Raw genomic sequence first — 22,285 nt, forward strand, 5'->3', positions numbered from 1 at the left:
CTTCTGCGGTTGCCGTGAAAGAGGCCCGGATGAGCGGGAGGGCCGGGCGTATTCGTCCTACGCTGCTGTTCGACGAGGTGCCCGCCGTGCCCGCTGCGGGCGGGCACGGGGCGGCGGGCAGGAGGGGGACCGCGGGTGACGGCACGCTCCCGGGGGGCACGGGAACTGGTCGAGCAGCTGCGCGCACTGGAACAGCGGGCGCGGACCGCACGCCGCAGGGCCGGTCGGGCGTACTCACGGCGGGAGGTGAGCCAGGCGCTCGGCAAGCCGCCGTACAACAGGGCGGTCGACAACCAGCGGATCAGTGCCTGGGTGCCGCTCACCGCGGACAGGGACCCTCAGGTCCCGAGCGACAGGAGCAGCGACGACGTAGTGGCGCTGGTGCGGCTGTGGAGTTCCTGGGCGGGCGAGGTCCTCAACGAGCGTGACTGGCGGGACCTGTTGGAGAGGGCGCAGCCGGCGCGGAGTCTCCGCGCGACGCCGGCCCGACCCGGGCGGCCGGTCCGTGAGGTCACCGATCCGTTCGCTCTGGAGGTGCACGAGGCCATCGACGGCGGCGGTGCACCGGAGTTGCCGCTGCTGCCGCTGTACGCCCGCCGCAGGCACGACCGGTGGCTGTCCGGCGTGGTGGACGGCGTCACCGGGCAGGGCGCAGGGGAGCCGACCAGCGCCCTCGCCGTTCTCGTCGGTGAGTCCTCCACGGGAAAGACAAGAGCGTGCTGGGAGACGCTCGGCCTGCTTCCCCCCGACTGGCGGCTGGTGTATCCCCTCGTACCGAGTCCCGCCGAAGCACTGCTCGCCGCGCTGGACGGCATCGCTCCCCGCACGGTCCTGTGGCTCGACGAGATCCACCGTTTCCTGGGCGGCGACCGGGGCGAGCAGGCGGCCGCCCGGTTGCGCGAGGTGCTCGCCGACCCGCGGCGGGGCCCGCTGCTGGCCCTGGGCACGACCTGGCCCGTCCTGTGGCGGGACCTGGTCAAGCCGCGCAGGGTCGGCGACCGCAGGGATCCGCACGCACAGGCGCGTGCTCTGCTCACCGGCAGACACCATCGCGTACCCGACACCTTCGAGGGTGCGGACCTGCCCGAGCTGCGGCGCCTCGCCGCCGCGGACCTCCGGCTCCAGGAGGCGCTGGCCCACGGCGAGCAGGGGCAGATCACCCAGTACCTCGCCGGTGGCCGCGCTCTCGTCGACCGGTACGAAACCGCCACGGCCCTGCAGCGGGCCCTCATCGAGTCGGCCATGGACGCCCGCCGCCTCGGGCACGACACGGCTCTCCCCCAGCTCCTGCTGGAAGCGGCGCTCCGCGGCTACCTCACCCGCCATCAGTACGACATGGTGGCGGACGGCGACATCGAGCACGCCCTGGCGGAACTGGCCGAGCCGTCGCACGGCGCCCGCGGCCCCCTCACGCCCGTCACCCTCCGCGAACCCGGCCGGCCTCGCCTGACCACCGACAAGGTCAGGCTCGCGGACTACCTGGACCAGTACGGCAGGAAGGAACGGCACGCCCAGGCCCCACCGGCCGGGCTGTGGGACGCCCTGACGGACCACGCCGCGGGGGAGTCGCTGACCGCCCTGGCCGAGTCGGCCCGGGAACGGGGGCACCTGCGGATCGCTCTGCGGCTGCTCGCGGCCGCGACCGAAGCGGGGGTGCCGGGGGCTGCCCTATCGGCGTCCCGACTCCTGGAGGGGGTGGGGCGGCACGACGAGGCGCTGCTGTGGTCCCTGCCTCTCGCGGAAGCCGGGGACCCCCAGGCCATGGTGCAGACGGCCGGGCTCATGGAGAAGCCCCGACGGGCCGAGGCCGTCGCCTGGTACGAGAGAGCGGCCGAAGCGGGCCATCACAACGGCTGGCTCTACGCGGGCATGCTCCAGCACCAGGCCGGAGAACACCTGGACGCAGAGGCCTGCTACCGCCGCGCGATCGCTGCCGGTGTCACCAGCGGACACGGGTCGTTGGCCTACCTGCTGGACAGGGTGGGGCGTACGGAAGAGGCATTCGCCCATCACCGGCAGGAGGCCGAGGCCAACGGCGGGTACGCCGTGATGCAGACGGCTGCCCTGATGCGGGAGCGAGGCGACAGCGGCGCCGCCGTCCTGTCCTGGCTGCTGCCGCGCGTAGCGGAGGAGGACGGGAAGGACGGTCCCAGGATTCCGTGGGCGTGGGGCGCGTTGCTCAAGCACTTGGCCGTGGACGCGACGCTGCGGCACCGCTTGCGGAGTCTTGTCGATCAGGAGGCACAGGACGACCCGGTGCGGGGGGAGTTGACCGCCGTGCTGGATCAGGCGGAGGAGCTCGCCAAGGGCGACCAGGCCCGGGGCCCGAGCGTCGCCGATGCGCCCGGGCAGCAGCAGGGCCGCCCGGATCAGCGGCCCGCCGGGGCAGAGGTCCTCCACACCACTCGGCACATGAACGAGGCACTCGACCGCCTCCGCCGCGCTGCGCACGCCGGCGACCCGGACGCCTGGCACCAGTACGCGGAACTGCTGCGGTCAGCCGGTCGCACGGAGGACGCGCGGCGCATGCTGCGGTACGGCTGGGAGCCCGACGGCGAGATCTCGCAGCCGTGGAGCGCGGCACCGTCGGCAGTCGGTCACGTCCGCGCGTCCGGAGCCTGACCACCGCCGCGCGCGAGCGGGCCCTGTTCGCCGGCGGGCGCCAGCCGGAGTCCGAACAGGCCCGCGTAGACCTCCAGGCGCTGGCGCACCCACTCGGGCGGCTCGCCCACCGCCCGGGCGCAGTGCTCGATCCGGTCCTGCCCCACCGGTCCTGTCAGCGCGGGGAGCGTGCCGTCGAGGCACTCGGAGAGGATCGCGAGATCCTGCCAACAGGGCACGGCGTCGGGCACGTCGGTGAACGGCGGCGGTGTTGCCTCCAGGGCGAGGTAGGGCACGACGCGCCGCCAGGTGTGGCGTACGGACTCGCCGAGGCGGCCGGCGACGCTGACCAGGTCGAGCGGCAGCAGCGGGGATCCGGGAGCGGAGACGCGGTACGCCGGATCGACCGCCACGACATCGTGGACGGTGGGCACGTCGTCCGGCAGGGCGGCCTCCGCCTCGGCGGACAGCTCCGGTACGAGCGCGCCGATGGCCCGCAAGGGGGCCATCGCCCGGTACGCGGCCCGTGCACCGAGAGTGCGGACACGGGCGTACGCCACGAGCCGCTGCGCGGTGAGCGGAGCCCAGCGGGGCGTCTCGAACCACTCGTAGCCCACGTCCTCGTGCGGCCCGTCGGCGATCAGCGCCGCCGTCTCCTCCCACGTCGGGACGAACGTACTCAGCTCCCCGGGCGGTCGCGGGGCCACGAGACCGGCGCTCAGCCCCAGGTTCCGGGCTTCCTGGTACGCGGTGTCCCACAGGACCGACAGCTGTTGCCGGAGCCGCTGGCTGCCGGTGAACAGCACGGCCGAGGTCGCCGGTACGGGATAGTCGGCGCCGTCCCAGCTGGGATCCTCCCCGGAGAACGCGTACCTGCTGGGCGTGGGCAGGTCGTCCCAGGAGCACAGCAGCTTCGCCGCGTCCGGCAGGTCCACTCCGGCCTCCCGCAACTCGTCCGCAGACCAGGAGAGTTCCTCCCACGACGTCTCGTGGGAGCGCGCGAACGCGAGATCTCTGAGAGAGACCCCGTCCTCCAGGCGGATGTCCGTCTCGTGCAGCCACCGTACGAGGTTGCCCGTGTCCGGTGAGGGGACCACGTCCCGTCCGGGCGAGCGCTTGGTGTAGCGCCGACGGTGGACCACGCTGAGGGCTTCGGCCTCGCGGGCGAGGGCGCGTTCGGCCTCCCGCACCGAGATCTCGTGTTCCGCGGCCAGTTCGACGGTGGCGGCCCAGGGCAGCACGGGACGGCCGTCGGCGCCGTGCTCGATGTAGCGGCGCAGGACGGGAAGGACGTCGGGCGGCACGGCGCCCCACCGGGCGGCCAGGACCGGATCGGGCACGGGGCGGCCCAGCCAGGCGAACTCGGCCATCCGCCGGTGCACTTCGCCGACGTCGACGCCTGTCGCGGCGGCCACCACCGGTACGTCCCAGGGATGTACGGCGGGCCGCCAGTGGTCCTCGTCCTCCTGGAGGTAGAGGATCCTCAACTCGGCGTCCGTGCAGACGTGGTCGCGGTGCCGGGCCGGGGCGGCGCCCAGTTCCCCGCCGACGAACGGCGCGTACCGGGAGCATGCCTCGGCGAGCTCGCCCAGCGGCTTGCGGAACTTGGCGGAGGCGCGAGTGATGCCGGAGAGGTCGTCGGGCGGGTGCCGGTAGTACATCGTCGGGGCGGGCTCTTCCCTGCGCCGCAGGGGGCGCCCCCAGACGGTGATGTCGAAGTGACGGTTCAGCGGATCGGGCTTGCTGCCCAGGAGCCCGTTCACGATGCACCAGTCGGTGAAGTCCGGCGTCCAGTCCAGATCGCCGCCGCCGAGGACGGCAGGACCGGCGAGCCGCGGATGGGCGATGCGCATGCCCCGCGTCGCGCGGAGCACCTCCGCCACCGTTGTCTGCTGTTCATAGGCCATCAGGACTGCCGTACGCCAGTCGCCGTCGACCTTGGCCGCGATGTCCGACCATCCGGCCTGCGGCACGGGGTGGCCCGAGAGGGACGAGGGCAGCGCCTCCTTGCGGCCCCGGACCCCGGGGCGCAGGGCGGCGAGGCGCCAGGGCCGGACGGTCTCGGAGAGCGTCTCCTCCTTGCTCTCACGCCGCCCCGACGGGCTGCCCAGGGAGGCGTCCAGCCTGAAGCAGCCGACCTCGTCGAGGTTCACCTGCCGGCCGGTGCCGACCGACGCCGGCACCCCGCGTCCCCGCAGGACCTCCCACAGAACCCGGGCGGTCGAGGGGTCGCGCGACTCCATGCTCCACAGCCACTCCAGGTCCAGTCCCGCCCCGGCGACGAACGCGTGGGCGCCCTCCCGCAGCCGCTCCTCGGCCCAGAGGACGTCGTAGCGCTCCAGCGTCTTGCGGTTGACACTGAGTTCGCCCGCGTGCGCTCCCGACAGGTTGAGCACGTACCCGAACGTCCGCTTGTCCGTGGCGATCCCGTCGCACACGATCGCTCCGTCGCCCGAGACCCACCACAACGTGCCCGGCACCGCCTCGACGGCGAACCGGGTGGAGAAGGAGCCCGGCTCGTCACCGGACTTGAGCCGCCCGGGAAGCCAGGTCTCCTCGGCACCGTCCTGGTCGCACACCTCGAGGCGGAACTCGCTGAGCAGGACCAGGGAGCGCAGCACCGACACGGCGGAGCCCCCGGGCAGCGCCCCCGCGCGGCGCAGGTGAAGGCGGACGCGGGTGCCGCCGTCGGGCAGCGCCGTGCCGTCGCGCTCGTCGTCCTCCCGTACCCGGAAGAGGCTGCCGCTGACCGGGATCTCGACGCGCAACGCCTTGTCGGCCGGGCGGCCGTCCTGGCCGACCGGCCGGGTCACGATCGTCATCTCGTCGGCGAGCATGAAGTAGCTGAAGACGCCGATGCCGAAACGGCTGTTGGGGTAGAGCCGCAGCGAGCTGTCGTGCCGCAGCCACATGGCCTGCTCCCGGCGGAAGGAGTGCGACTGGTCGAAGCGGCGGCCGGCCCGGGTGAACGTGCTCTTCAGCTGGTCGGCGGTCATGCCGACGCCGTTGTCCACGCACTCGACGTACGTGCCGCGGCCGTCCTCACCCACCTCGATGCGGATCCGGCCCGCCCACGGTGCCGGCTCACGGCCGAGCGCCCGCAGGTACCGGACGCGCATCTCCCGGTAGCGGCAGGCGTCCATGGCGTTCTGGTACAGCTCCCGCAGGGCGAGTTCGGGCTCGCCGTCGTACAGCTTCTCGCCCATCAGCAGGCGACGGATCTCGGTCTGTGCCAGCGAGAAGCGGGCGAGCGGTACGTCGTAGGCGTCCGTGCCGCGCTCACGGTCCGGCCGGAGCCGGTGGTCGGACAGCCGGGCGGGCAGCCCCCGGAGCAGCGCGGCCTCGTCCTGCGGGAGCTGGCGGGCCGTCTCCCGCAGCACGTACCCGAGGTCGTCGGCGTCCTCGACGACGGAGGCGAGTGCCGCGTGGATCGCCGGATGCGGGCAGACCGCGTCCAGATGCAGATACGAGGGTGCGCTCCCGTCCTGGTCGAGGTCCCAGAGGGCGTCCCGGAGCACGGTGATCACCTCGCGGGGCGCCACCGGATCGGAGACGGCGAGATGTTCGGCGAGGACCTCCGGCAGGCACCGGGCGTCGAAGGCCAGCAGTCCCGCGAGCCGCAGCAGCGCCGCAAGGGGCCGTACGCGCAGGCGCCACGCCGTTCGGCGGACGACGTGCCGGTCCGGCGGCAGCCGCTGGTCGTCCGGCGGAGCCCCGAGGGCGAGGCCCGCGGCGATCGCGCGCAGCGCGGTGGACAGCGCCTCCGCCCGGCTGCCGAGCCGCTCGCCCGGTGTCGGCGGTGCCACGTCGAGGAGCCGGGCCACGAAGCTGTCGACAAGGACCGCGGGCACGGCCTCCTCGTCGGTCGCGAACCGTTCCTCGATCCAGCGGTGCACCAGCCAGAGCGCGACGGCGTGCCGATCGTCCTCGGGGTCCCCCAGCCACAGGTACGCGTCCGAGAGCTTCTCGGCGATCTGGGGGTAGTGCTCGGTGATCTGCTCGTAGTGCCGCCGTTGGGCGTCGGCCTTGGTTCTGCGCCGCACGAGTCGCGGATGGAACTCGGCTGCCTGGCTCAGCCGCGCGGCCCAGGCCGTCTCGTGCAGCAGGACGCCGGCGATCAGCGCGGTGACCTCCAGGGCGGACAGTTCCGCGCCCTTGGGCAGCAGCAGCGGGAGGCGGTCGGTCAGCAGCCGCACCGGGTACTCGTCGTCGGCCCACGGATCGGGCAGCCGTTCCTGAGCCCGGTGGACGTGTCGGGCGGCCTGCGTGGCCAGGGCGGACAGGCAGTCCTGGAGATGAGCCACGGTGTCCGTGTCGCAGTCCGGGACCCGCTCCCACAGGGCCGGTGTGCGAACGGCGTCCTGCCAGGCCTGCAGCAGCCGTCTGCCCCGGGCGACCTCCAGGGACCGGGTCTTCTCCGCCAGGTCGTTCCCGTAGCGGATCAGCACCGCTTGCGGCCCGGCCGCCGCCCGCGCCGCGAGTGCCTGGGTCTCGCGTCTGGTCGCCTCGTACACCTGCTCCACGGTCGTGGCCTCGGTCAGCGGGTCGAAGGCCCGGGCGAGCGACGACGTGAAGAAGCTGCCGGTCTCCGCCAAGCTGCTGAGCTCGCCGGGGCTGCAGCTGGTCATCATGGCGAAGCCGCTGTGGGGCGGGCCGTGGACGATGGTGCTGCCGAAGGCGGGGGTCTGCTCGTCCACCGCCCCGCGGCAGGCGTCGATCAGCCACAGCACGGTGCCGGCCGAGCAGTTGGCCAGGTACGGGCTGATGTCCGCCCGCAGGAGCGATTCCTGTACGTGGGGCCGCTCCCACCCGGCCGCGCCGCCGCCGTCGTCGGCGGGGGCGCGGGCGTCGGACGGCACCAAGTAGTCGGTGGTGCCGATCCGGACGCCGTGTCCGGTGAAGTAGAGGAGCAGGGTGCTGCCGGGCGGCGCGCTCGCGGAGAGGTAGGAGAGGCGCTCGGTGATCTCGTTCCGGGTGGGATCCAGCAGGGTCTCCACCGCGTAGCCGCTGCCGCGCAGGGCATCGCCCAGGACGCGCAGATCCGCGTCGACCGTGGCCCGCAGAGACGGAAGAACGTGTACCGCTCCCGGGTTCTCACCCACGCCGATGAGCAGGGCCACGCGTCCGTGGTCTTCCATCCGGCCCCCTGTTCCCCTCCGACCCGACCATGCTTTCACCTGGCCTGGCCGTGGCGGGCGGGATCGGCCCCACGGATCCGGAACGCAAAGAAACCCCCGACCTATGGCCTGGGGGTTTCACATGGAGCGGGTGACGAGAATCGAACTCGCGCTCTCAGCTTGGGAAGCTGATGTTCTACCATTAAACTACACCCGCACAAGTACACCGGTTGAACCGGTTTCGTACTGTCGCACACTCTACCTCATCCCCGGCCCCGGGCGCCGTCGCCCCGGGGCCCGGCTGCGCTGTGTGGGGTCTGCGTGACTGCGCGCAAAGGGAGTTGGGGCGTACGGTGGGGTGCTTCGCGGGGGAGGTGTGAGGGGCCCGTGAGGGGTCCCGGCGAGGTCGGAGTGCCGCCTGGAGTGACGTCCCTTTCATCCCGTAATGTGGCTTTCGTCGTCCGCAATTACGGCTTTGGGGAAGGGACTCAAGGACTTGATGGAGCGCACCGTCGTCCGTTGTGCCGAGGGGCACGTCTTCAGCACCGCTTCGTTCCCGATGCAGCAGGCCGACCGGCTCGGCCCCGGCCGGCTCATCCGCTGTCCCCGCTGCGCGCGGCTCCGGTACGCCGTGCCGGTGGAGCTGGAGAAGCGCTAGCGGAGACGGACCGATACCAGGAGCGCGCGGGGTGGCGCAATGCGCGAATTGCGGCCTTCCCGCGCGCTCTGCGTATCCTCGGTGCGTGCTTCTCTCAGACAAGGACATCCGGGCCGAGATCGACGCCGGGCGGGTACGGATCGATCCCTATGACGAATCCATGGTGCAGCCGTCGAGCATCGACGTGCGGCTCGACCGGTATTTCCGGGTGTTCGAGAATCACCGCTACCCGCATATCGATCCCTCCGTCGAGCAGGCGGATCTGACCCGGCTCGTCGAGCCCGAGGGCGACGAGCCGTTCATCCTGCATCCCGGGGAGTTCGTGCTCGCGTCCACCTACGAGGTCATCAGCCTCCCGGACGATCTCGCGTCGCGCCTCGAGGGGAAGTCGAGCCTCGGGCGGCTCGGGCTCGTCACCCACTCCACCGCCGGGTTCATCGACCCCGGCTTCTCGGGTCACGTGACCCTTGAGCTGTCCAACCTCGCCACGCTGCCGATCAAGCTGTGGCCGGGCATGAAGATCGGGCAGCTGTGCATGTTCCGGCTGACCTCGCCCGCCGAGTCCCCCTACGGGTCCGAGCGGTACGGGTCGCGCTACCAGGGCCAGCGCGGGCCGACCGCCTCCCGTTCCTTCCTCAACTTCCATCGGACCCAGGTGTGACATCCCCCATGAGTGACGTGCGCGAGAACCTTACGTACGAGAAGTTCGGCGGCGCGATCCGCGAGCTCGCCCAGACCATCGCCGACGACGGGTACGAGCCCGACATCATCCTCAGCATCGCCCGCGGCGGTGTCTTCGTGGCCGGCGGTCTCGCGTACGCCCTCGACTGCAAGAACATCCACCTGGTGAATGTGGAGTTCTATACGGGTGTGGGGACCACGTTGGAAATGCCGGTCATGCTGGCACCCGTCCCGAGCGCCATCGACTTCACCGACAAGAAGGTGCTCATCGCCGATGACGTCGCCGACACCGGCAAGACGCTGAAGCTCGTGCACGACTTCTGCCTCGACCACGTCGCCGAGGTCCGGTCCGCCGTGATCTATGAGAAGTCCCACTCGCTCGTGAAGTGCGAGTACGTGTGGAAGCGCACCGACGAGTGGATCAATTTCCCGTGGAGCGTCGAGCCGCCCGTCGTGAAGCGGCACGGGCAGGTTCTCGACGCCTGACGGAGCCCCGTACGGAACCTCGTACGGAGCTCCGAGGGATCACGCCCGCGCCGGTACGGCGCGGGCGTTCCGCGTCGCGCGCCACAGGAGGCGCGCGCCGAGCACCGGCAGCAGCACGTTCAGGAGCAGCAGGAGCAGCAGCTCCATCGGGCCGATGCGGCCCGCGCCCGCGACGCCGCCGACGAGGAGCAGGGCCGGGAGCGACAGCGTCAGCGCGCCGCCCGCGAGCTTCTGCCGTGTGGTCCACCGGGTGGACGTGGACAGGAGATAGACGCCCACCGCCGCGGCGAGGACCATCGCGAGCGGGCCGCCGATCAGGGTCAGCGGGCCCGTGCAGGCGAGCACGAGGATCGTCAGGCGCGTGCGCAGCCGGTCCTGCTCGGGGGCGGCCGGCACCGGCGGCGCCTCCGCGAGCGCCGACGCCGCGATGGCCACCGGGTCGCCCAGCTGGGCGAGCACCGCGCGCACCGTCGCGTCGTCCCGCGTGCCCGCCTCGGCGAGGCTGACCTCTATGTGCTCGCGCAGGTCGGCGAGGAGTTCGGCGCGGCGGGCCGGGTCCAGGGCGGTGGTCGCCCGCGCCACGTCGGTCAGGTAGGCGAGGATGAGGGCGTGGTCAGGTGCCTTCATGGGGGTCCTCCGTGTCGTACGGGTGGTACGGGTCGTGCGGTGTGCGGGGCGCCGGGGCCAGGAAGTGGTCGACCGCGTCCCGGAAGAGGGGCCAGCTCGTGTGGAAGTCCGCGAGCGCCGTGCGGCCCTCGGGCGTGAGCGTGTAGTAGCGGCGGGGCGGGCCGCTGGGGGACTCGCGCAGCTCCGTGTCCACCAGGCGGTCGCGGCGCAGTCGGGACAGGAGCGGGTAGATCGTGCCCTGGCTCGTCGTCATCACGGCGACGGCGGAGAGCTCCTCCACCAGCTCCACGCCGTAGCGCGGGCCGTCGCGCATCAGGGCGAGGACGCAGTACTCCAGTACGCCCTTGCGCAGCTGGCTCGCGGCCTTCGTCAGCGAGTCGGCCTTCGGCAGTGGGTCAGTCATCCCTCTCACCCCCCTTCGGTTCCTTGCTTTGCCTGGAACATTGCATTGCAAGGTACGTGACGGAGGCAGGCATGAGCAAGGCCCCGGTGGACGCGTCCACCGGGGCCCCGCTGCCGTACGCGGCAGCGTCAGAACGTACCGAGCTTGATGATCGACAGGATCGCGAGCAGCTGGATCGCGGACGCGCCGAGGGCGCGGGGCCACGGCAGGTCGTGGGATTTGCTCACCATCATCGTGAGCAGCGCGCCCGCCGCGAGCCAGGTCGCCCAGCCGAGCAGCTGCACGAAGCCGTTGCCGCCGCCGAGGAACAGGGCGACGACGACGCGCGGCGCGTCCGTGATCGCCATGATCAGCATGGAGAGGCCGACCGTCGGCTGCCAGGCGCCGTCGCCGCCGAACTGGCGGGCGAGGGAGTGCGTGACGACGCCGAGGATGAGCGCGCTGATCGTGATCGCGACGCCGGTCGTCAGGACGTACGGGATCGCCGTGGACAGCGTGGCGTTGAGCACGTCCTCGCGGGCCTCGTCGAAGCCGAAGACGGCGAGCAGGCCATAGAGGAACGTGACGACGACGGCCGGGGGCCACATCGCGTAGTCCCGCATCTGCAGGAAGGTCGGGCCCGGGCGCAGCACGATGCCGCGCAGCAGGTCCTTCCAGTGCAGCTTCGGGCCGATGGGGCCCGCCGGTGCCTGGCCCGCGCGGTAGGTGTCGCCGCTGGTGTACGCGTCGCCGGGGTACGGGTCCTCGCCCAGGGAGAAGGCCTGGGTGTGGCCGGGGTTGTTGGCGGCGTACGGGTCGTGGCCGCCGCCGCCCTGCGGGGCGCCGTGACCGCCGTGCCCGCCCTGGCCACCGTGACCGCCCTGGCCGCCGAAGTACTCGGGCTCGCCGTGGCCGCCCGGGGGCTGCGGCCACTGCTGGGGGCCGCCACCGCCGCCGTACTGGCCGCGGCCGCCGGCGTGCGGCGGTCGGCCGCCGTACGGGGGTTGGGGCGACGAGGGCGCGGGCGGGTAGCCGTACGGCGCCTGGCCGCCGCCTTGGTGCGGGGGCCGCTGTCCGTACGGGGCCTGCCCGGGACCCTGCTGAGGGCTCTGCCCCGGTCCCTGGTGTCCCCCCTGGTGTCCCTGGGGGCGTCCCGATTGCTGTGCGCGGTTGTCCCGGCCGCCGCGTCCGATCCTGAATCCAGCCACGGAATCGAACGTACCTGGTCCTGCGGTGCGCCCGCGTCCGTCCTGTGGAGGAGAGCGGCTTTGCGGCTGACCTGTAACAACCCCTAGGGGGACCCTGAGGTGCTGGCCCCAGGGCCCCCGGTGGCGTCAGTGACCTGCGGTGTCCCTAGCGGCCGAGGACGCCGCCGTACGTCAGCGGGGTCGAAGAGGACGGCAGGCGCAGGGACTTGGGGGTGAGGGTGGTGGTGCCGGGCGGGACGGCGCCGGGCGAGGTCCAGACGCCACCGGCCGAGGCGTCCTCGCCGGGGGCCGCGACGGCCAGGTCGGGCTTGCCGTCCTTGTCGTAGTCGCCGGTGGCGAGGGCGGCGCCGAAGCGGTCGCCGGTCTCGGCGGTGCCGGGGACCTGGTACGTGTCCTGCTGGTACGCGTAGCCGCTGGCGACGCCGTCGCCGAGCACGTCGTCCGCGTCGAGGATGCCCTTCTTGCCGCCGTACAGGACGGTGACGCTGCCCGCGTTCTTCTTGGCGCCGATGGCCTCGCCGGGCGCGCCGACGATCAGGTCGTCGCGGCCGTCGCCGTTGACGTCGCGGGCCGCGACGGCCTGGCCGAACCCGTCACCCGTTTCGGCGACGCCCGGGACGCCCGGGGTGTCCTGGTTGAGGGTCTGCGCGCGGGCGCCGAAGGAGCCGTTGGGGCTGCCGTAGCGGATGTGGACGCCGCCGCCCTTGGTGAGCTCCTCGGGGCCGCACGGGTCGTCGATGTTCTCGTCGGCGATCTCGCGGCAGTTGCCGAAGGCGAGGTCGTCGAGGCCGTCGCCGTTGAAGTCACCGGCGGCGAAGGCGGAGGGGGTGGCGTTGCTGTTGTTCCAGAAGGACGCCATGCGCTTCTCCGGCTCGTAGTAGCCGAGGAGCTGCACGTGGGACTGGGTGTACGGCTGCTGCTTGGTGTAGTACGTCACGGCCACGTCGGTGCGGCCGTCGCCGTTGAAGTCGCCGGTGCCGAGGACCGGGGCGCGGCCGCCCATGCGGTCGCCGGTGCCCGGCACGAGCTTGGTGGCGCGCGGGTCGAAGTTCACGAGGACCTTGTCGGTGGCGCCGATGGCCAGGTCGTTCTTCTGGTCGCCGTTGAAGTCCCCGGCGGCCAGGGCGTTGCCGAGGTTGTCCTTGGCCTTGGCGCCGCGGCCCGCGCTGTTGGCGTCCTCGAAGCCGGTCTTGCTGCCGTAGACGACGGTGACGTTGCCGACGTCGGCCTTGCCGTCGTAGTCCTCGCCGGGCGCGCCGATGGCCAGGTCCGTGTAGCCGTCGCCGTCCACGTCCGTCACGGCGACGGCAGCGCCGAAGCGGTCGCCCGCCTCCGGGGTGCCGATCACGTTGGCCGTGGCCTGGCTGATCCGTACGTTGTCCTTGGCGGCCAGGCCCTTGGGCCCGCCCCAGACCACGTTCACGTACCCGGCCTTCGCCTTGCCGCTGACGGTCGCGGAGGGGACGCCGACGGCGAGGTCCTCGTAGCCGTCGCCGTTGAAGTCGGCCTTCGCGGGCTTGGTGGCGTCCGCGGGGGCCGCGGGGGCCGCGCCCGCGGCCACGGCGACCGGCAGGGTGAGGCCGGTCGCCGCGAGGGCGGTGGCGGCGGCCAGGGCGAGGGTTCTTGCGCGCACGGGTGCTCCAACTCTTCGGGTGACGCGAGGTCTTCACGTGTGGGACATCCGGAGTTGGCCAAAGGTTGTGGCGCCGTGCGTCAGTCGGCGAAGCTGGAGCCGAGGCGGGGGGTGCCCGTGGCCGGGATGCCGGCCGTGCCGGGGTAGATGCCGGAGGTGCCCCTGAGGCTGCCGTCCTCCTGGGTGAGGAGCGGGTACACGGCGCCGTTGCCGCGGTTCTCGCCGTAGGCGCCGAGTACGACGTCCCCGCGGCCGTCACCGTTCAGGTCGTCGACGTGGACGTCGGTGCCGAGGAAGTCGTGCCGCTCGTCGGCGTTCGGCACGCCGGGCGTGTTCTGCGTGAGCAGCTTCGCGCCGTCGCCGGTGATGAGGATGCCGTCCGAGCCGTTGCTGCTGCCCCACAGCACGGTCACCGCGCCGGCGTCCTTGACGCCGTCGACGGTCTCGCCGGGGGCGCCCACGACGAGGTCCAGGAGGCCGTCGCCGTTGATGTCGCCGAGGTCGAGCTCGTTGCCGAAGGAGTCGCCCTTCTCGCCGCTGCCGGGGACGCCGTCGGTGTCCTGGGTGATCCGGTAGCGGTCCTGGGCACTCGGGCCGCGCCAGGTGCCGAGCACCACGTGTACGGCGCCGCCCTTGGCCGCGCCCGGGATGCCGCTGTCCCAGAAGTTGCCGATGACGATGTCGTCCTCGCCGTCCTTGTTGACGTCGCCCAGGTCGGTGATGACGCCGGGCAGCAGCTTCTTGGCGCCGGACACCTTGAGGCCCGAACGGGAGCCGGGTATCCACCAGTTGGCGTTGTAGCCGCGCTGGGTGTCGTTCTCGTACCCGTTGACGATCAGGTCCTCGCTGCCGTCGCCGTTGACGTCGCCCGAGTGCAGGTTCTGCACGCCGACCTGGCCGTTGCCGTGGATGCGGGGCGTGACCGTGTAGCGGCCGCCGGTCGCGCCGCTGCGCGTGAAGCCGCCGCGCAGGATGTCCACGGTCGCCGTGCTGCCGGTGCCGATGGCCAGGTCGGTCTTCTTGTCGCCGTCGAAGTCGGCGGCCTCCAGGTATCCGCCGAAGAAGTCGTGCTTCGACGGGCGCGGGTCCTTCAGCGTGCTGCCGCCCTTCAGGCCGCTCGCCGAGCCCCACAGGATCTGCACCGAGCCGCCGTCCTTGTCCCGGCCGACGTCCTCCCCGGCCACGCCGACCGCGAGGTCGTCGTAGCCGTCCCGGTCGAAGTCCCCGTACGCCAGGTCGCTGCCGAAGTGGTCCCCGCTCTCGGCGGCCCCGTCCACACCGGGGCTGTGCTGCGAGTACGAGACGCTGCGGCCGACGCCGCCCTCCTTCCCGTACGTCACGACGACGGCGCCGGCGCGCTCCTTGCCGTTGACGTACGCGAACGAGGCCGCGGTCGCGACGTCGGCGCGGCCGTCGTTGTCGAAGTCGGCGTCCGACGCCGGGAGCGCGGCGCGGGGTGCCGCCGTCGCGGTCGGTACGGCGACGGTGAGCAGACTCCCCGTCAAGGCGACGGTGGCCGTGGCGGCGGCCAGTCGCAGCGCGCGGCGGCCGGGTCTGTGGGGGCGGGTGTCGCGGGAGGCGGTGCGCTTGCGCTGAGCCATGCGGTGATCTCTCCTGCGGTGTTGTCGCGGATGCGTTTGCGAGGTGTGGTCCGGGCGTTTGCTTGTGCGTTGGCCTGGACCTTGGGGTAGGGGAGACCGCCGATGGGGTGTGGGGGTTGTGTGGGGGCGGGGTGAAGTTATGTTGTCGTTATGGGGAGTTGGGGCCGAGCTCGCACCACACGTATTTGCCGTGGGTCGCGTCGAGCCGGGTCCAACCCCAGGTGTCGGCGTAGGCGTTGACGAGGTGCAGCCCGTTTCCGCTCTCCTGCCCCGGGGGCCGGTGTGTGGCGGGTGGGGTGGGGTCGGTGTCTCACGCCTCCAGGCGGAGCCCGGCGCCGCCGCGCTGGCCGACCTTCATTGCGGCGGGGCCGTTCGTGTGGCGGATGGCGTTGCCGAGGAGTTCGGAGGTGAGGAGTTGGGCCGGGTCGAGGAGGGGGGTGAGGTGGTGGGTGGTGAGGATGTGGGCGAGCGTGTGCCGGGCGACGGCGACGGCGCGGGGGTCGTGGGGGATGTGGAGGGTGTACTCCCAGTTGGTGGGCATGGGTGCTCCCGGGTGGGCGGGGAGGTGTGTGGGGGTGCGGTGGCTCGTCATGGCAGCGTGCCGTGGTGCGCTTCCGCGGGTGTGTGGTGCGTCACTCACGGTAGGGGAGTAGCTTGACCCGGGTCAAGCTACTCCCGGATTATCGTGGCCTCAACTCACGTGAAAGCAGGGGCACATGGTCGCTAGGAGTGTCATCACGGTGCGCCAGGAGCGCCTGGGTAAGGAGCTGCGCAAGCTACGGGAGCAGGCGGGACTCGGCCTTCGGGAGGCGGCTCGCTCGACAGGGATCAACGAGTCCAAGCTCTCCAACATCGAAACCGCACGAGTGGGTGTGAGTGCGGCACGCGTCCGGTTCCTGGCCACTCATTACGAAGTCGGGGACACCCCGCTCGTCGACGCGCTGGCTGTTATGGCGACTGAGCGGGGGCGCGGTTGGTGGGAGGAGTATCGCGGACTGCTCCCCCGAGGGTTCCTCGACATCGCTGAGCTGGAGCACCACACCACATGCTTGAGGACATTCGAGATGGTGCACATCCCGGGCCTTTTGCAGACCGATGAACAAGTGCGAGCGATCTACGGCCGTGGTGCACGAGAGATGGCTGCGGAGCAGCGTGAGCTGCGTACGCGATTCCGCCTGCGACGCCAGGAAGTTCTTGACCGGGACGACTTCGCGTACGAGGCCGTTATCCATGAGGCGGCCCTACGTGTCAGGAGAGCCGATCGAGGGGTCGCCCGACGGCAGCTGCTGCACATTCTGGATCAGGCCGAACGGCCGCAAGTGACGCTGCGGGTAGTACCGTTCGATGTAGACGACTTCAACATCGGTTACGCCCCACTGATCCTGAGCGGCCCTGTCCCACAGCTGGACACCGTTCTGATGGACAGCCCGCACGGAAGCACCTTTCTGGATGCGGAGGCGCAGCTCGACCGGTACCGGGCAGCGTTCGTCGAGGTGAAGAAGTTGGCGCTGGGGGTCATAGAGTCGAGGGAATTCGTCCACCACCTGGTTCGGCACATGTGAAAGGCCCCGACATGGCAGATGCCCGCCCTTGGCAGAAGTCCTCGTTCTCCGGCGAAGAGGAGAGTGCCAACTGCGTTGAGCTCGCCGCCCAGGCGGACGTCGTCCTCCTCCGAGAGAGCGACGAGCCCGCTCGTCACCTGCGCACCACCCCGGAGGGCCTCGCCGCGCTCATACGCCGGGTGCGTGGCCCGCACGTCATCGACGCCTAGGGCGGCTCGCCGACCGGATCGGCCACGCCCAAGCTCCGTGGCCGATCCGGTGGCTGGCGGCAGGCTCAGCCCGCGGTGGCAGGGCCGGTCTGGCTCTCGTAGCCGCTGCCGCCGTCCCAGTACACCCGCAGTTCGGGGCGGTACACGCCGCCGTCCCTGGGCACACTGGGACCGGCGTAGTACGTGTGGCCCGATCCGCACCTGGACCACTGGTGCCAGTTCTCGCCGGTCCGCTCGTTCCACAGGACGACGTCGACCGTGCAGGCGTTGGACGCGAAATCGGTGTACGCGCTCGCGACGGTGTAGCCGCCGCTCTCCCCGATGCACGCGGTCTTGCCGCCGCTGCTGTAGCACCCGGGGTCGTCGGCCGAGGCCGTGCCCGCGGTGGCGAGTCCCAGGCCGCCGGCCAGGGTGACGGCGGTGGCCGTGGTGGCCAGGGCTCGCTTGATGGTGTTCCTGAGCATGAACAACTTCTCCTCGTCTTGGCTGGCTGAAGCGTGTGGGGTGATCCGTCCCAGCCGCCATGCCGGACAAGGGATGTGGGACGCCGGAACACTGGAATGGCCCCTGACCAGGGGAAACGTGGGGCCCCTGGAATGCGTGAAGGGGACGCAGGACCCCCTAATCCTGTTGACCGCCCTCGGCAGGCGGTGCTGGAGTCGGCGGGTGGACAGCATCCCCGCGAACCGGCGGCTCTGGAACCGGATCAGCAGCTCCTACCAGCAGGAGCACGACCCGCAGATCGGCGCCGCGCCCCGGCTGTGGGGCATGTACTCCATCCCCGACGCGCACCTGGACGCCCTGGGCGACGTCACCGGCAAGCGCGTCCTCGAACTCGGCTGCGGCGCCGGCCAGTGGTCAAGGGCGCTGGCCGCCGAGGGCGCGACCGTGGTCGGGATCGACCTGTCAGAGGCCCAACTCGCGGCGGCGACGCGCGCGATGGGAGCGGACCGCTACTCGCTGGTGCAAGGCGCCGCCGAACAGCTCCCCTTCGCTGACGACACCTTCGACCTGGTGTTCTGCGACTTCGGCGGGCTCAGCTGGGCGCCCCCTCACCTGGCCGTCCCGGAGGCCGCACGCGTCCTGGCGCGAGGCGGGCGCCTGGTGTTCAACGTCGCCAGCCCCTGGTTCGAAGCCTGCTACGACGAGACCGCAAGCCGCGTGACCACGAGGCTCCAGCGGGACTACTTCGGGCTGAACGCCATCGCCGAAGGCGACGGCGCGACCAGCTATCAGCTCACCTACGGCGACTGGGTCAGGGTCCTGCGCGGCGCGGGCCTCCTCATCGACGACCTCATCGAGCCGCGGCCCACACGCGGAACACCCAACGGCTACAACGAAACCGACCCACCCGACTGGGCACACCGCTGGCCGGCGGAACTGCTCTGGGTCACCCACAAACCGTAAGCTCCGCCAGTCGTGTACGATCATGGTGTAACTCCGGTGCAGGGCACGGGAGTCACGCGTCTGTGGTCCAAGGAAAGACGTCCATCATCCGATGGGAAATGCAGGTGCAAGGCCTGCCGGGCGCTCCATAAACGAAGGCCCCCTCACTTCGAGGGGGCCTTCGCTGTGTCCGGGTTCCCGGGTTTGCCTCTCGGGGGCGCCCCTGACCCGCCCCTTCCCGAAACTAGGGGATCCGCCCCTAGGACCCCTCTTATCCGCGCTGCGCGCTCGTCCTCAAACGCCGGACGGGCTATGAATAGCCCGTCCGGCGTGTGGTGAGGGTGTGATGTGTGTGGGGCGTCCCGCACGTAGCCTGCGCGCATGACTGATCCCTCGCCCTTCGCCGCGCCCAGCCGATTCGAAGGCTCAAGTGACCGTGTCGCACTGGTCGTTCCGGGTGTCGGATACTCGCCCGCCAGGCCGCTGCTGCACTTCGCCCGGGCCGTGCTCCTCCAGCACGGCTGGACGGTGCAGGAGCTGTGGTGGCGGATCCCCGATGACTTCTCGCGGTTCACGGAGGAGGAGCGGATCGCGTGGGTGGAGCGGGAGGTCGCCCAGGCCATGGATGCCGAGGCCGGGGCCTGCGACCTCATCGTCGGCAAGTCCCTGGGCTCGCTCGCCTGCGGCCTCGCGGCCGAGCGGAACATGGCGGCGGCCTGGCTCACGCCTGTCCTGACCGTCGACCACGTGGCCCGCGCCCTCCAGAAGGCCGAGGCACCGACCCTCCTCGTAGGCGGGAGCGCCGACGAACTGTGGGACGCACGGGTGGCCGAGTCCCTACGCCAGCACGAGGTGCTGGAGATCCCCGAGGCCGACCACGCCCTGGAACTCGCACACGACGCAACGGGATCCGTCGAGGTAGTACGGCAAGTCATCGCACGCCTGGACCACTTCGTTGGATCTCTTCGCCGTTGAGCTTCACCACCTGAGTGGACAATCCAGGACAGGAACTGTCCGGTTCTGGGAGCAGCACACCAGAGACACCGACAGAAATGCGGGCCGTTCGAGGTAGAAGCCGTGGGATACGTCGCCGCCCCGGCAGAGCCGCTCGGCAGCGGAGTTGGCCAGCATCGCCAAGTACGCGGTGTCCCGCTCCGCCGCCGAGGCGAACCGGGGCGCGTACTCCGCGAGCCGTTCCGCCAGCCAGGCCGCGGCCTTCTTCGCCTCGTCCCACGTACCACTCACCAGCGAGCGCGGCTTGATGAGCCAGTACGAGGTCTCCAGCGGCGGCAGACCTGTCGTACGGAACTCCGCCACCACCTCGCGATACCGCTCCGCGAGGCGTTGGGCGGCGGCGTCGCCGGGGGCCGGTGAGGGTGGCGGGTCCGGATGCAGCGCCATGCCGGGCCGCTTGCTGTCGGCGAGCGCCCACGTGCCCTCACCGATCCGGGCGAGGGTCACGCACCCCTCGGTGCACGGGCCACCGCACGCCCTCACGAAAGCGGCCCCGGAAATATCGAGCGCGTACAGGTCGGCTCCCATTGCCGGGTAAAAGATCACGAGCGGAAAGCGCTAGACCATTCCCTGAGCGCTTCTCTGGCCTCGTCACCGAACAGGGCAACGCCCTCGTGCAGGTTGAACACTTCCAGGTGTTCCGAGATGTCCCTGGCATCCTGAAACACCATGCGCCCTGTGAAGGTCTCTACGGTTGCCAGTCGTTCGTTGCGGAGATGGGATATCGATACGAGGCGGTCGATCTGTATGGCCATCGCAGCATGTGGGACCACGGCCCATTTCACGGCTTGCTCGGTCAGCAGGAACGTGAATCGCTTCGTGGGGTCGTAAAGGACCGCCTGCCTCTCCAGCTTCCTGGCCACCGTCCGGGAAGTATCCACCGGCGAGTGGCCGAGGCTGGCCCTGATGTACTCGGGCGTGGCCAGGAGGCCCGTCACATGGCGGGCAGGAAGTAGCGGAGTGCCGTGGCCTCCGCTTCGAGGCTCGCCAATTCCGCTTGCCGCTTGTCCAACCCCCTACGCCACGATGCCCGCTTGCCCTGCCACTCCGTATGGGCGAGTCGTGCGAGCGTGGCCACCTCCGACACGAGTTCCGGAGGCGCGTCAAGGGCCCTGAGAATCAGCTCCACATCGACAAGGCTCGGCGTGACCCGGCCGGTTTCGATGGTGCTGAGCTTGGTTTGGGACATGTTGCAGCGTCGAGCGAGCCAGACCTGTGTACGGCCGGCTCGCTTCCGCATCGTGCGGATTTTCTCCGCCAGGTCAGCTTTCGACTGGCCCAGCTGCCCAGGGTCAAACGTCAAAGCCCTTTACGTACTCCTTGAAGGGAACGGCGTGTTCCAGGGCGATTCGTCTCCACTCCCGATAGGGCGCCGGATCACCCTCGTATGCCTCGCGGTTGATCTGCGTACCGTCCGGGCGAAAGTTGAGATGGGCGATGCGGGTGCCGTCGAAAAGCCACCAGTCGCGCCCGGTGAGCGGCAATCCGTAGTCCTCCCGCGTCACGTCCAGGACGCGGATGTCCTCACCGGCCGCGATGTTGCCGGGGATGCCCCATGCGAATTGATACCGCTGGTAGTCGGTGAGCGGTTGGCGCACGATGCGGACGCGGCCGACGCGCTTGCCGGATTCGACGTATCCGCGTACCCGGTCGTGCCAGCGGGCATTGTGGTCGACTGGTTTGTCCTCGCCCCGCAGGAAGCGGGCGACGTTCTCCTGCTCCCTGGGCATGGTGTAGGTGGCTTGCGCCTCGAACCGCCAGGCCTCGCGCTCGAAGGTGTCGAAGAACCTGCGCCAGTCCTCACCATCCAAGAGCACGGACGGCCTCCTTCAGTACGTGCTCGGGGATCTCCACCAGGGCCTCACCGTGGTGCGCAGAGTCGCCTCCTGATGCTGAAGGACGCTAGGGCAGGCCGGGGCGCCCGGTCCATGGCGCATCGTCAATATTCGTGTTGTCGGGTAGACGATCACGAGGGTCCCGCCCGGTCGTCCGTCGTCCGCGGTGCCGCTACGAACGCAAACTCGAAGATCCGGCGGTCTTCACCGGTCGCGCCGCAGTCCTGATCCGGCGGAGTGGAATCCCGTCACGAAAATTTCGGCCCGGGCTTTTTCATCACGCCAGATGCGGTACGCAACCGTTGGCGCAAGCCGCACAATGGGCCCACCAATTATCAAACGTATCGCGTGTTCCGTCGCGGGAAGGCCGAAAACGAGTCTGGCGGTGCGGACGGTGCGCAGTAGTGTCCATTCCGTTGCCTGAAGAGCGGGATGTTCTTGAATTCGGTGGGAGTACTGCCAGTTCTGGGTTCAGGAAAGGTGCCGACCTGTTCCCGCCCATTCCGCTCTGCCTCTGCAAGGAGAACCGTCCGCTCCGTAGCGTCGCACCTTCCACTTCCGCGAAGCAGCAAAGAGGGAGAAGACCGTGACACGCATCGACACAGCGAAACTCCGCAGCAGTCGCGAACTCCAGGTCTTCAAGTACCGGGACAACCGGCTCGCGATCATCGACCCCGGCAACAACTACAACCTCGTCTACGACGGTCCCATCACGGGCTACCCGCCCTACCGCGACCTGCCGCCCACCGTCGCCTCCTCGGTCGAGACGGCCCAGTTCGTCAGCGAGGAGGAAGTGCGCCTCTTCAACAAGGACAACCTCGTGGTCTTCAACCTGGAGACGGCCGAGACCGGCTTCGACGGCCCCTTCAAGGAGTACTCGACCTTCCAGAACGTCCCGAAGGACGTCGAGCTCATCGAGGCCATCCTGTCCCGGAGCATCTACGAGCTCTTCCTGTTCGCGGGGAAGCCCGAAGGCTCCAGCGAGGTCGCCAACCGCGTGTCCGTCATCAGCCCCGTCGACAACAACAAGCTCATCTACGACGGCCTGATCGCGCAGCACCCCCTCTTCGAGGACATCCCGCCGTACTACCAGACCGACCTCGACGCGGCGCTGTACATCAACGAGAACAACATCTGCCTCTTCAAGCAGACCCGTCTGCTGATCTTCGACGGCATCACCAAGAAGATCCGCTACGACGGGCCGATCAAGGAGAGCGTCGGCTTCCACAACCTGCCCTGGTAGCAGGTGGCTTGTGGGCGTGCGGGCACGGAGCCGGTCCGGCTC

Annotated in this window: 19 protein-coding genes, 1 tRNA gene and 2 pseudogenes; 9 read left to right on the forward strand and 13 right to left on the reverse strand. The window is 70.5% G+C overall.

The window, feature by feature from the left end; genetic code table 11:
• Window positions 1-135: 135 nt before the first annotated feature.
• Window positions 136-2,622 (forward strand): hypothetical protein, encoded by a 2,487-nt coding sequence (locus tag ACFWZ5_RS23375; protein WP_384797640.1) that lies wholly within the window; start codon window positions 136-138, stop codon window positions 2,620-2,622.
• On the opposite strand, the gene ACFWZ5_RS23380 is transcribed toward ACFWZ5_RS23375, so the two are convergent.
• Window positions 2,598-7,739, reverse strand: coding sequence for a caspase family protein (locus tag ACFWZ5_RS23380; RefSeq protein ID WP_384797643.1), 5,142 nt, complete (start codon window positions 7,737-7,739; stop codon window positions 2,598-2,600). The two genes, ACFWZ5_RS23375 and ACFWZ5_RS23380, sit on opposite strands and share 25 nt — an antisense overlap.
• A gap of 122 nt (window positions 7,740-7,861) precedes the next feature.
• Window positions 7,862-7,935, reverse strand: a tRNA-Gly gene (locus ACFWZ5_RS23385).
• Between the two features lie 258 nt (window positions 7,936-8,193).
• Here ACFWZ5_RS23385 and ACFWZ5_RS23390 point away from each other — a divergent pair.
• The 3 genes from ACFWZ5_RS23390 (at window position 8,194) to ACFWZ5_RS23400 (ending at window position 9,543) form a co-directional block, all read left to right on the forward strand.
• Complete coding sequence (locus tag ACFWZ5_RS23390; protein WP_384797646.1) at window positions 8,194-8,376, forward strand: hypothetical protein; 183 nt, start codon at window positions 8,194-8,196, stop codon at window positions 8,374-8,376.
• Between the two features lie 85 nt (window positions 8,377-8,461).
• Entirely contained in the window at window positions 8,462-9,037 is a 576-nt protein-coding gene (gene dcd, locus ACFWZ5_RS23395) for a dCTP deaminase (protein ID WP_121787742.1), read from the forward strand.
• Window positions 9,038-9,045: 8 nt separating this feature from the next.
• On the forward strand, window positions 9,046-9,543 hold the full coding sequence (locus ACFWZ5_RS23400; protein ID WP_384797649.1) for a phosphoribosyltransferase: 498 nt from the start codon (window positions 9,046-9,048) through the stop codon (window positions 9,541-9,543).
• Between the two features lie 39 nt (window positions 9,544-9,582).
• On the opposite strand, the gene ACFWZ5_RS23405 is transcribed toward ACFWZ5_RS23400, so the two are convergent.
• From ACFWZ5_RS23405 to ACFWZ5_RS23430, 6 genes are all read right to left on the reverse strand, one after another.
• Window positions 9,583-10,170: an HAAS signaling domain-containing protein gene (locus ACFWZ5_RS23405; protein ID WP_384797652.1), complete on the reverse strand. Its 588-nt coding sequence runs from the start codon at window positions 10,168-10,170 to the stop codon at window positions 9,583-9,585.
• Window positions 10,157-10,573, reverse strand: coding sequence for a PadR family transcriptional regulator (locus ACFWZ5_RS23410; RefSeq protein ID WP_384797655.1), 417 nt, complete (start codon window positions 10,571-10,573; stop codon window positions 10,157-10,159). The genes ACFWZ5_RS23405 and ACFWZ5_RS23410 overlap by 14 nt, the downstream gene beginning before the upstream one ends.
• 128 nt (window positions 10,574-10,701) lie before the next feature.
• Window positions 10,702-11,760: a Yip1 family protein gene (locus tag ACFWZ5_RS23415; RefSeq protein WP_384797658.1), complete on the reverse strand. Its 1,059-nt coding sequence runs from the start codon at window positions 11,758-11,760 to the stop codon at window positions 10,702-10,704.
• A 145-nt stretch (window positions 11,761-11,905) separates the two neighbouring features.
• The gene (locus ACFWZ5_RS23420) at window positions 11,906-13,393 is read right to left on the reverse strand and encodes an FG-GAP-like repeat-containing protein (RefSeq protein WP_384891254.1); all 1,488 of its coding nucleotides are present in this window, start codon (window positions 13,391-13,393) and stop codon (window positions 11,906-11,908) included.
• A gap of 80 nt (window positions 13,394-13,473) precedes the next feature.
• Window positions 13,474-14,994 carry a VCBS repeat-containing protein gene (locus ACFWZ5_RS23425; protein ID WP_384804661.1) on the reverse strand — a complete coding sequence of 507 codons (1,521 nt, stop codon included), beginning with the start codon at window positions 14,992-14,994 and terminating at the stop codon, window positions 13,474-13,476.
• 310 nt (window positions 14,995-15,304) lie between these two features.
• Window positions 15,305-15,535, reverse strand: a complete 231-nt coding sequence (locus ACFWZ5_RS23430) for an ATP-binding protein (RefSeq protein ID WP_384804659.1) — start codon at window positions 15,533-15,535, stop codon at window positions 15,305-15,307.
• A gap of 199 nt (window positions 15,536-15,734) precedes the next feature.
• On the opposite strand from ACFWZ5_RS23430, the gene ACFWZ5_RS23435 reads away from it, so the two are divergent.
• On the forward strand, window positions 15,735-16,556 hold the full coding sequence (locus tag ACFWZ5_RS23435; RefSeq protein WP_384804657.1) for a helix-turn-helix domain-containing protein: 822 nt from the start codon (window positions 15,735-15,737) through the stop codon (window positions 16,554-16,556).
• 11 nt (window positions 16,557-16,567) lie between these two features.
• Window positions 16,568-16,765, forward strand: a complete 198-nt coding sequence (locus ACFWZ5_RS23440) for a DUF397 domain-containing protein (protein ID WP_384804655.1) — start codon at window positions 16,568-16,570, stop codon at window positions 16,763-16,765.
• Window positions 16,766-16,830: 65 nt separating this feature from the next.
• Here ACFWZ5_RS23440 and ACFWZ5_RS23445 read toward each other — a convergent pair whose 3' ends face one another.
• The gene (locus tag ACFWZ5_RS23445) at window positions 16,831-17,229 is read right to left on the reverse strand and encodes a hypothetical protein (RefSeq protein WP_384804653.1); all 399 of its coding nucleotides are present in this window, start codon (window positions 17,227-17,229) and stop codon (window positions 16,831-16,833) included.
• Window positions 17,230-17,431: 202 nt separating this feature from the next.
• Here ACFWZ5_RS23445 and ACFWZ5_RS23450 point away from each other — a divergent pair, with 202 nt between their 5' ends.
• Window positions 17,432-18,172, forward strand: a complete 741-nt coding sequence (locus ACFWZ5_RS23450) for a class I SAM-dependent methyltransferase (protein ID WP_384804651.1) — start codon at window positions 17,432-17,434, stop codon at window positions 18,170-18,172.
• 360 nt (window positions 18,173-18,532) lie between these two features.
• Complete coding sequence (locus ACFWZ5_RS23455) at window positions 18,533-19,126, forward strand: alpha/beta hydrolase (RefSeq protein WP_384804649.1); 594 nt, start codon at window positions 18,533-18,535, stop codon at window positions 19,124-19,126.
• Between the two features lie 3 nt (window positions 19,127-19,129).
• Here the strand turns inward: ACFWZ5_RS23455 and ACFWZ5_RS23460 are convergent, their stop codons facing one another.
• The 4 genes and pseudogenes from ACFWZ5_RS23460 to ACFWZ5_RS23475 form a co-directional block, all read right to left on the reverse strand.
• Complete coding sequence (locus ACFWZ5_RS23460; RefSeq protein WP_384804663.1) at window positions 19,130-19,552, reverse strand: hypothetical protein; 423 nt, start codon at window positions 19,550-19,552, stop codon at window positions 19,130-19,132.
• Window positions 19,553-19,555: 3 nt separating this feature from the next.
• Window positions 19,556-19,693: pseudogene (locus ACFWZ5_RS23465) on the reverse strand (DUF397 domain-containing protein); the annotation flags it as partial.
• Window positions 19,694-19,707: 14 nt separating this feature from the next.
• Window positions 19,708-20,468 (reverse strand): annotated as a pseudogene (locus tag ACFWZ5_RS23470) (Scr1 family TA system antitoxin-like transcriptional regulator).
• Window positions 20,458-20,982 carry a DUF6879 family protein gene (locus ACFWZ5_RS23475; protein ID WP_384804647.1) on the reverse strand — a complete coding sequence of 175 codons (525 nt, stop codon included), beginning with the start codon at window positions 20,980-20,982 and terminating at the stop codon, window positions 20,458-20,460. Before ACFWZ5_RS23475 ends, ACFWZ5_RS23470 begins: the two are co-directional and overlap by 11 nt.
• Before the next feature lie 604 nt (window positions 20,983-21,586).
• Here ACFWZ5_RS23475 and ACFWZ5_RS23480 point away from each other — a divergent pair.
• Window positions 21,587-22,243, forward strand: coding sequence for a hypothetical protein (locus ACFWZ5_RS23480; RefSeq protein ID WP_384804645.1), 657 nt, complete (start codon window positions 21,587-21,589; stop codon window positions 22,241-22,243).
• Window positions 22,244-22,285: the final 42 nt, after the last annotated feature.

Origin of the sequence: Streptomyces sp. NPDC059003 (genome assembly GCF_042740445.1) — a bacterium.
GTDB lineage: Bacteria > Actinomycetota > Actinomycetes > Streptomycetales > Streptomycetaceae > Streptomyces.

What these genes read in the sequence shown, in the direction of transcription:
- ACFWZ5_RS23410 (WP_384797655.1), bottom strand. Translation starts at nt 10,573, where the DNA reads ATGACTGACCCACTGCCGAAGGCCGACTCGCTGACGAAGGCCGCGAGC.
- ACFWZ5_RS23455 (WP_384804649.1), top strand. Translation starts at nt 18,533, where the DNA reads ATGACTGATCCCTCGCCCTTCGCCGCGCCCAGCCGATTCGAAGGCTCA.
- ACFWZ5_RS23425 (WP_384804661.1), bottom strand. Translation starts at nt 14,994, where the DNA reads ATGGCTCAGCGCAAGCGCACCGCCTCCCGCGACACCCGCCCCCACAGA.
- ACFWZ5_RS23405 (WP_384797652.1), bottom strand. Translation starts at nt 10,170, where the DNA reads ATGAAGGCACCTGACCACGCCCTCATCCTCGCCTACCTGACCGACGTG.
- ACFWZ5_RS23400 (WP_384797649.1), top strand. Translation starts at nt 9,046, where the DNA reads ATGAGTGACGTGCGCGAGAACCTTACGTACGAGAAGTTCGGCGGCGCG.
- ACFWZ5_RS23460 (WP_384804663.1), bottom strand. Translation starts at nt 19,552, where the DNA reads ATGGCGCTGCATCCGGACCCGCCACCCTCACCGGCCCCCGGCGACGCC.
- ACFWZ5_RS23430 (WP_384804659.1), bottom strand. Translation starts at nt 15,535, where the DNA reads ATGCCCACCAACTGGGAGTACACCCTCCACATCCCCCACGACCCCCGC.
- ACFWZ5_RS23440 (WP_384804655.1), top strand. Translation starts at nt 16,568, where the DNA reads ATGGCAGATGCCCGCCCTTGGCAGAAGTCCTCGTTCTCCGGCGAAGAG.
- ACFWZ5_RS23380 (WP_384797643.1), bottom strand. Translation starts at nt 7,739, where the DNA reads ATGGAAGACCACGGACGCGTGGCCCTGCTCATCGGCGTGGGTGAGAAC.
- ACFWZ5_RS23445 (WP_384804653.1), bottom strand. Translation starts at nt 17,229, where the DNA reads ATGCTCAGGAACACCATCAAGCGAGCCCTGGCCACCACGGCCACCGCC.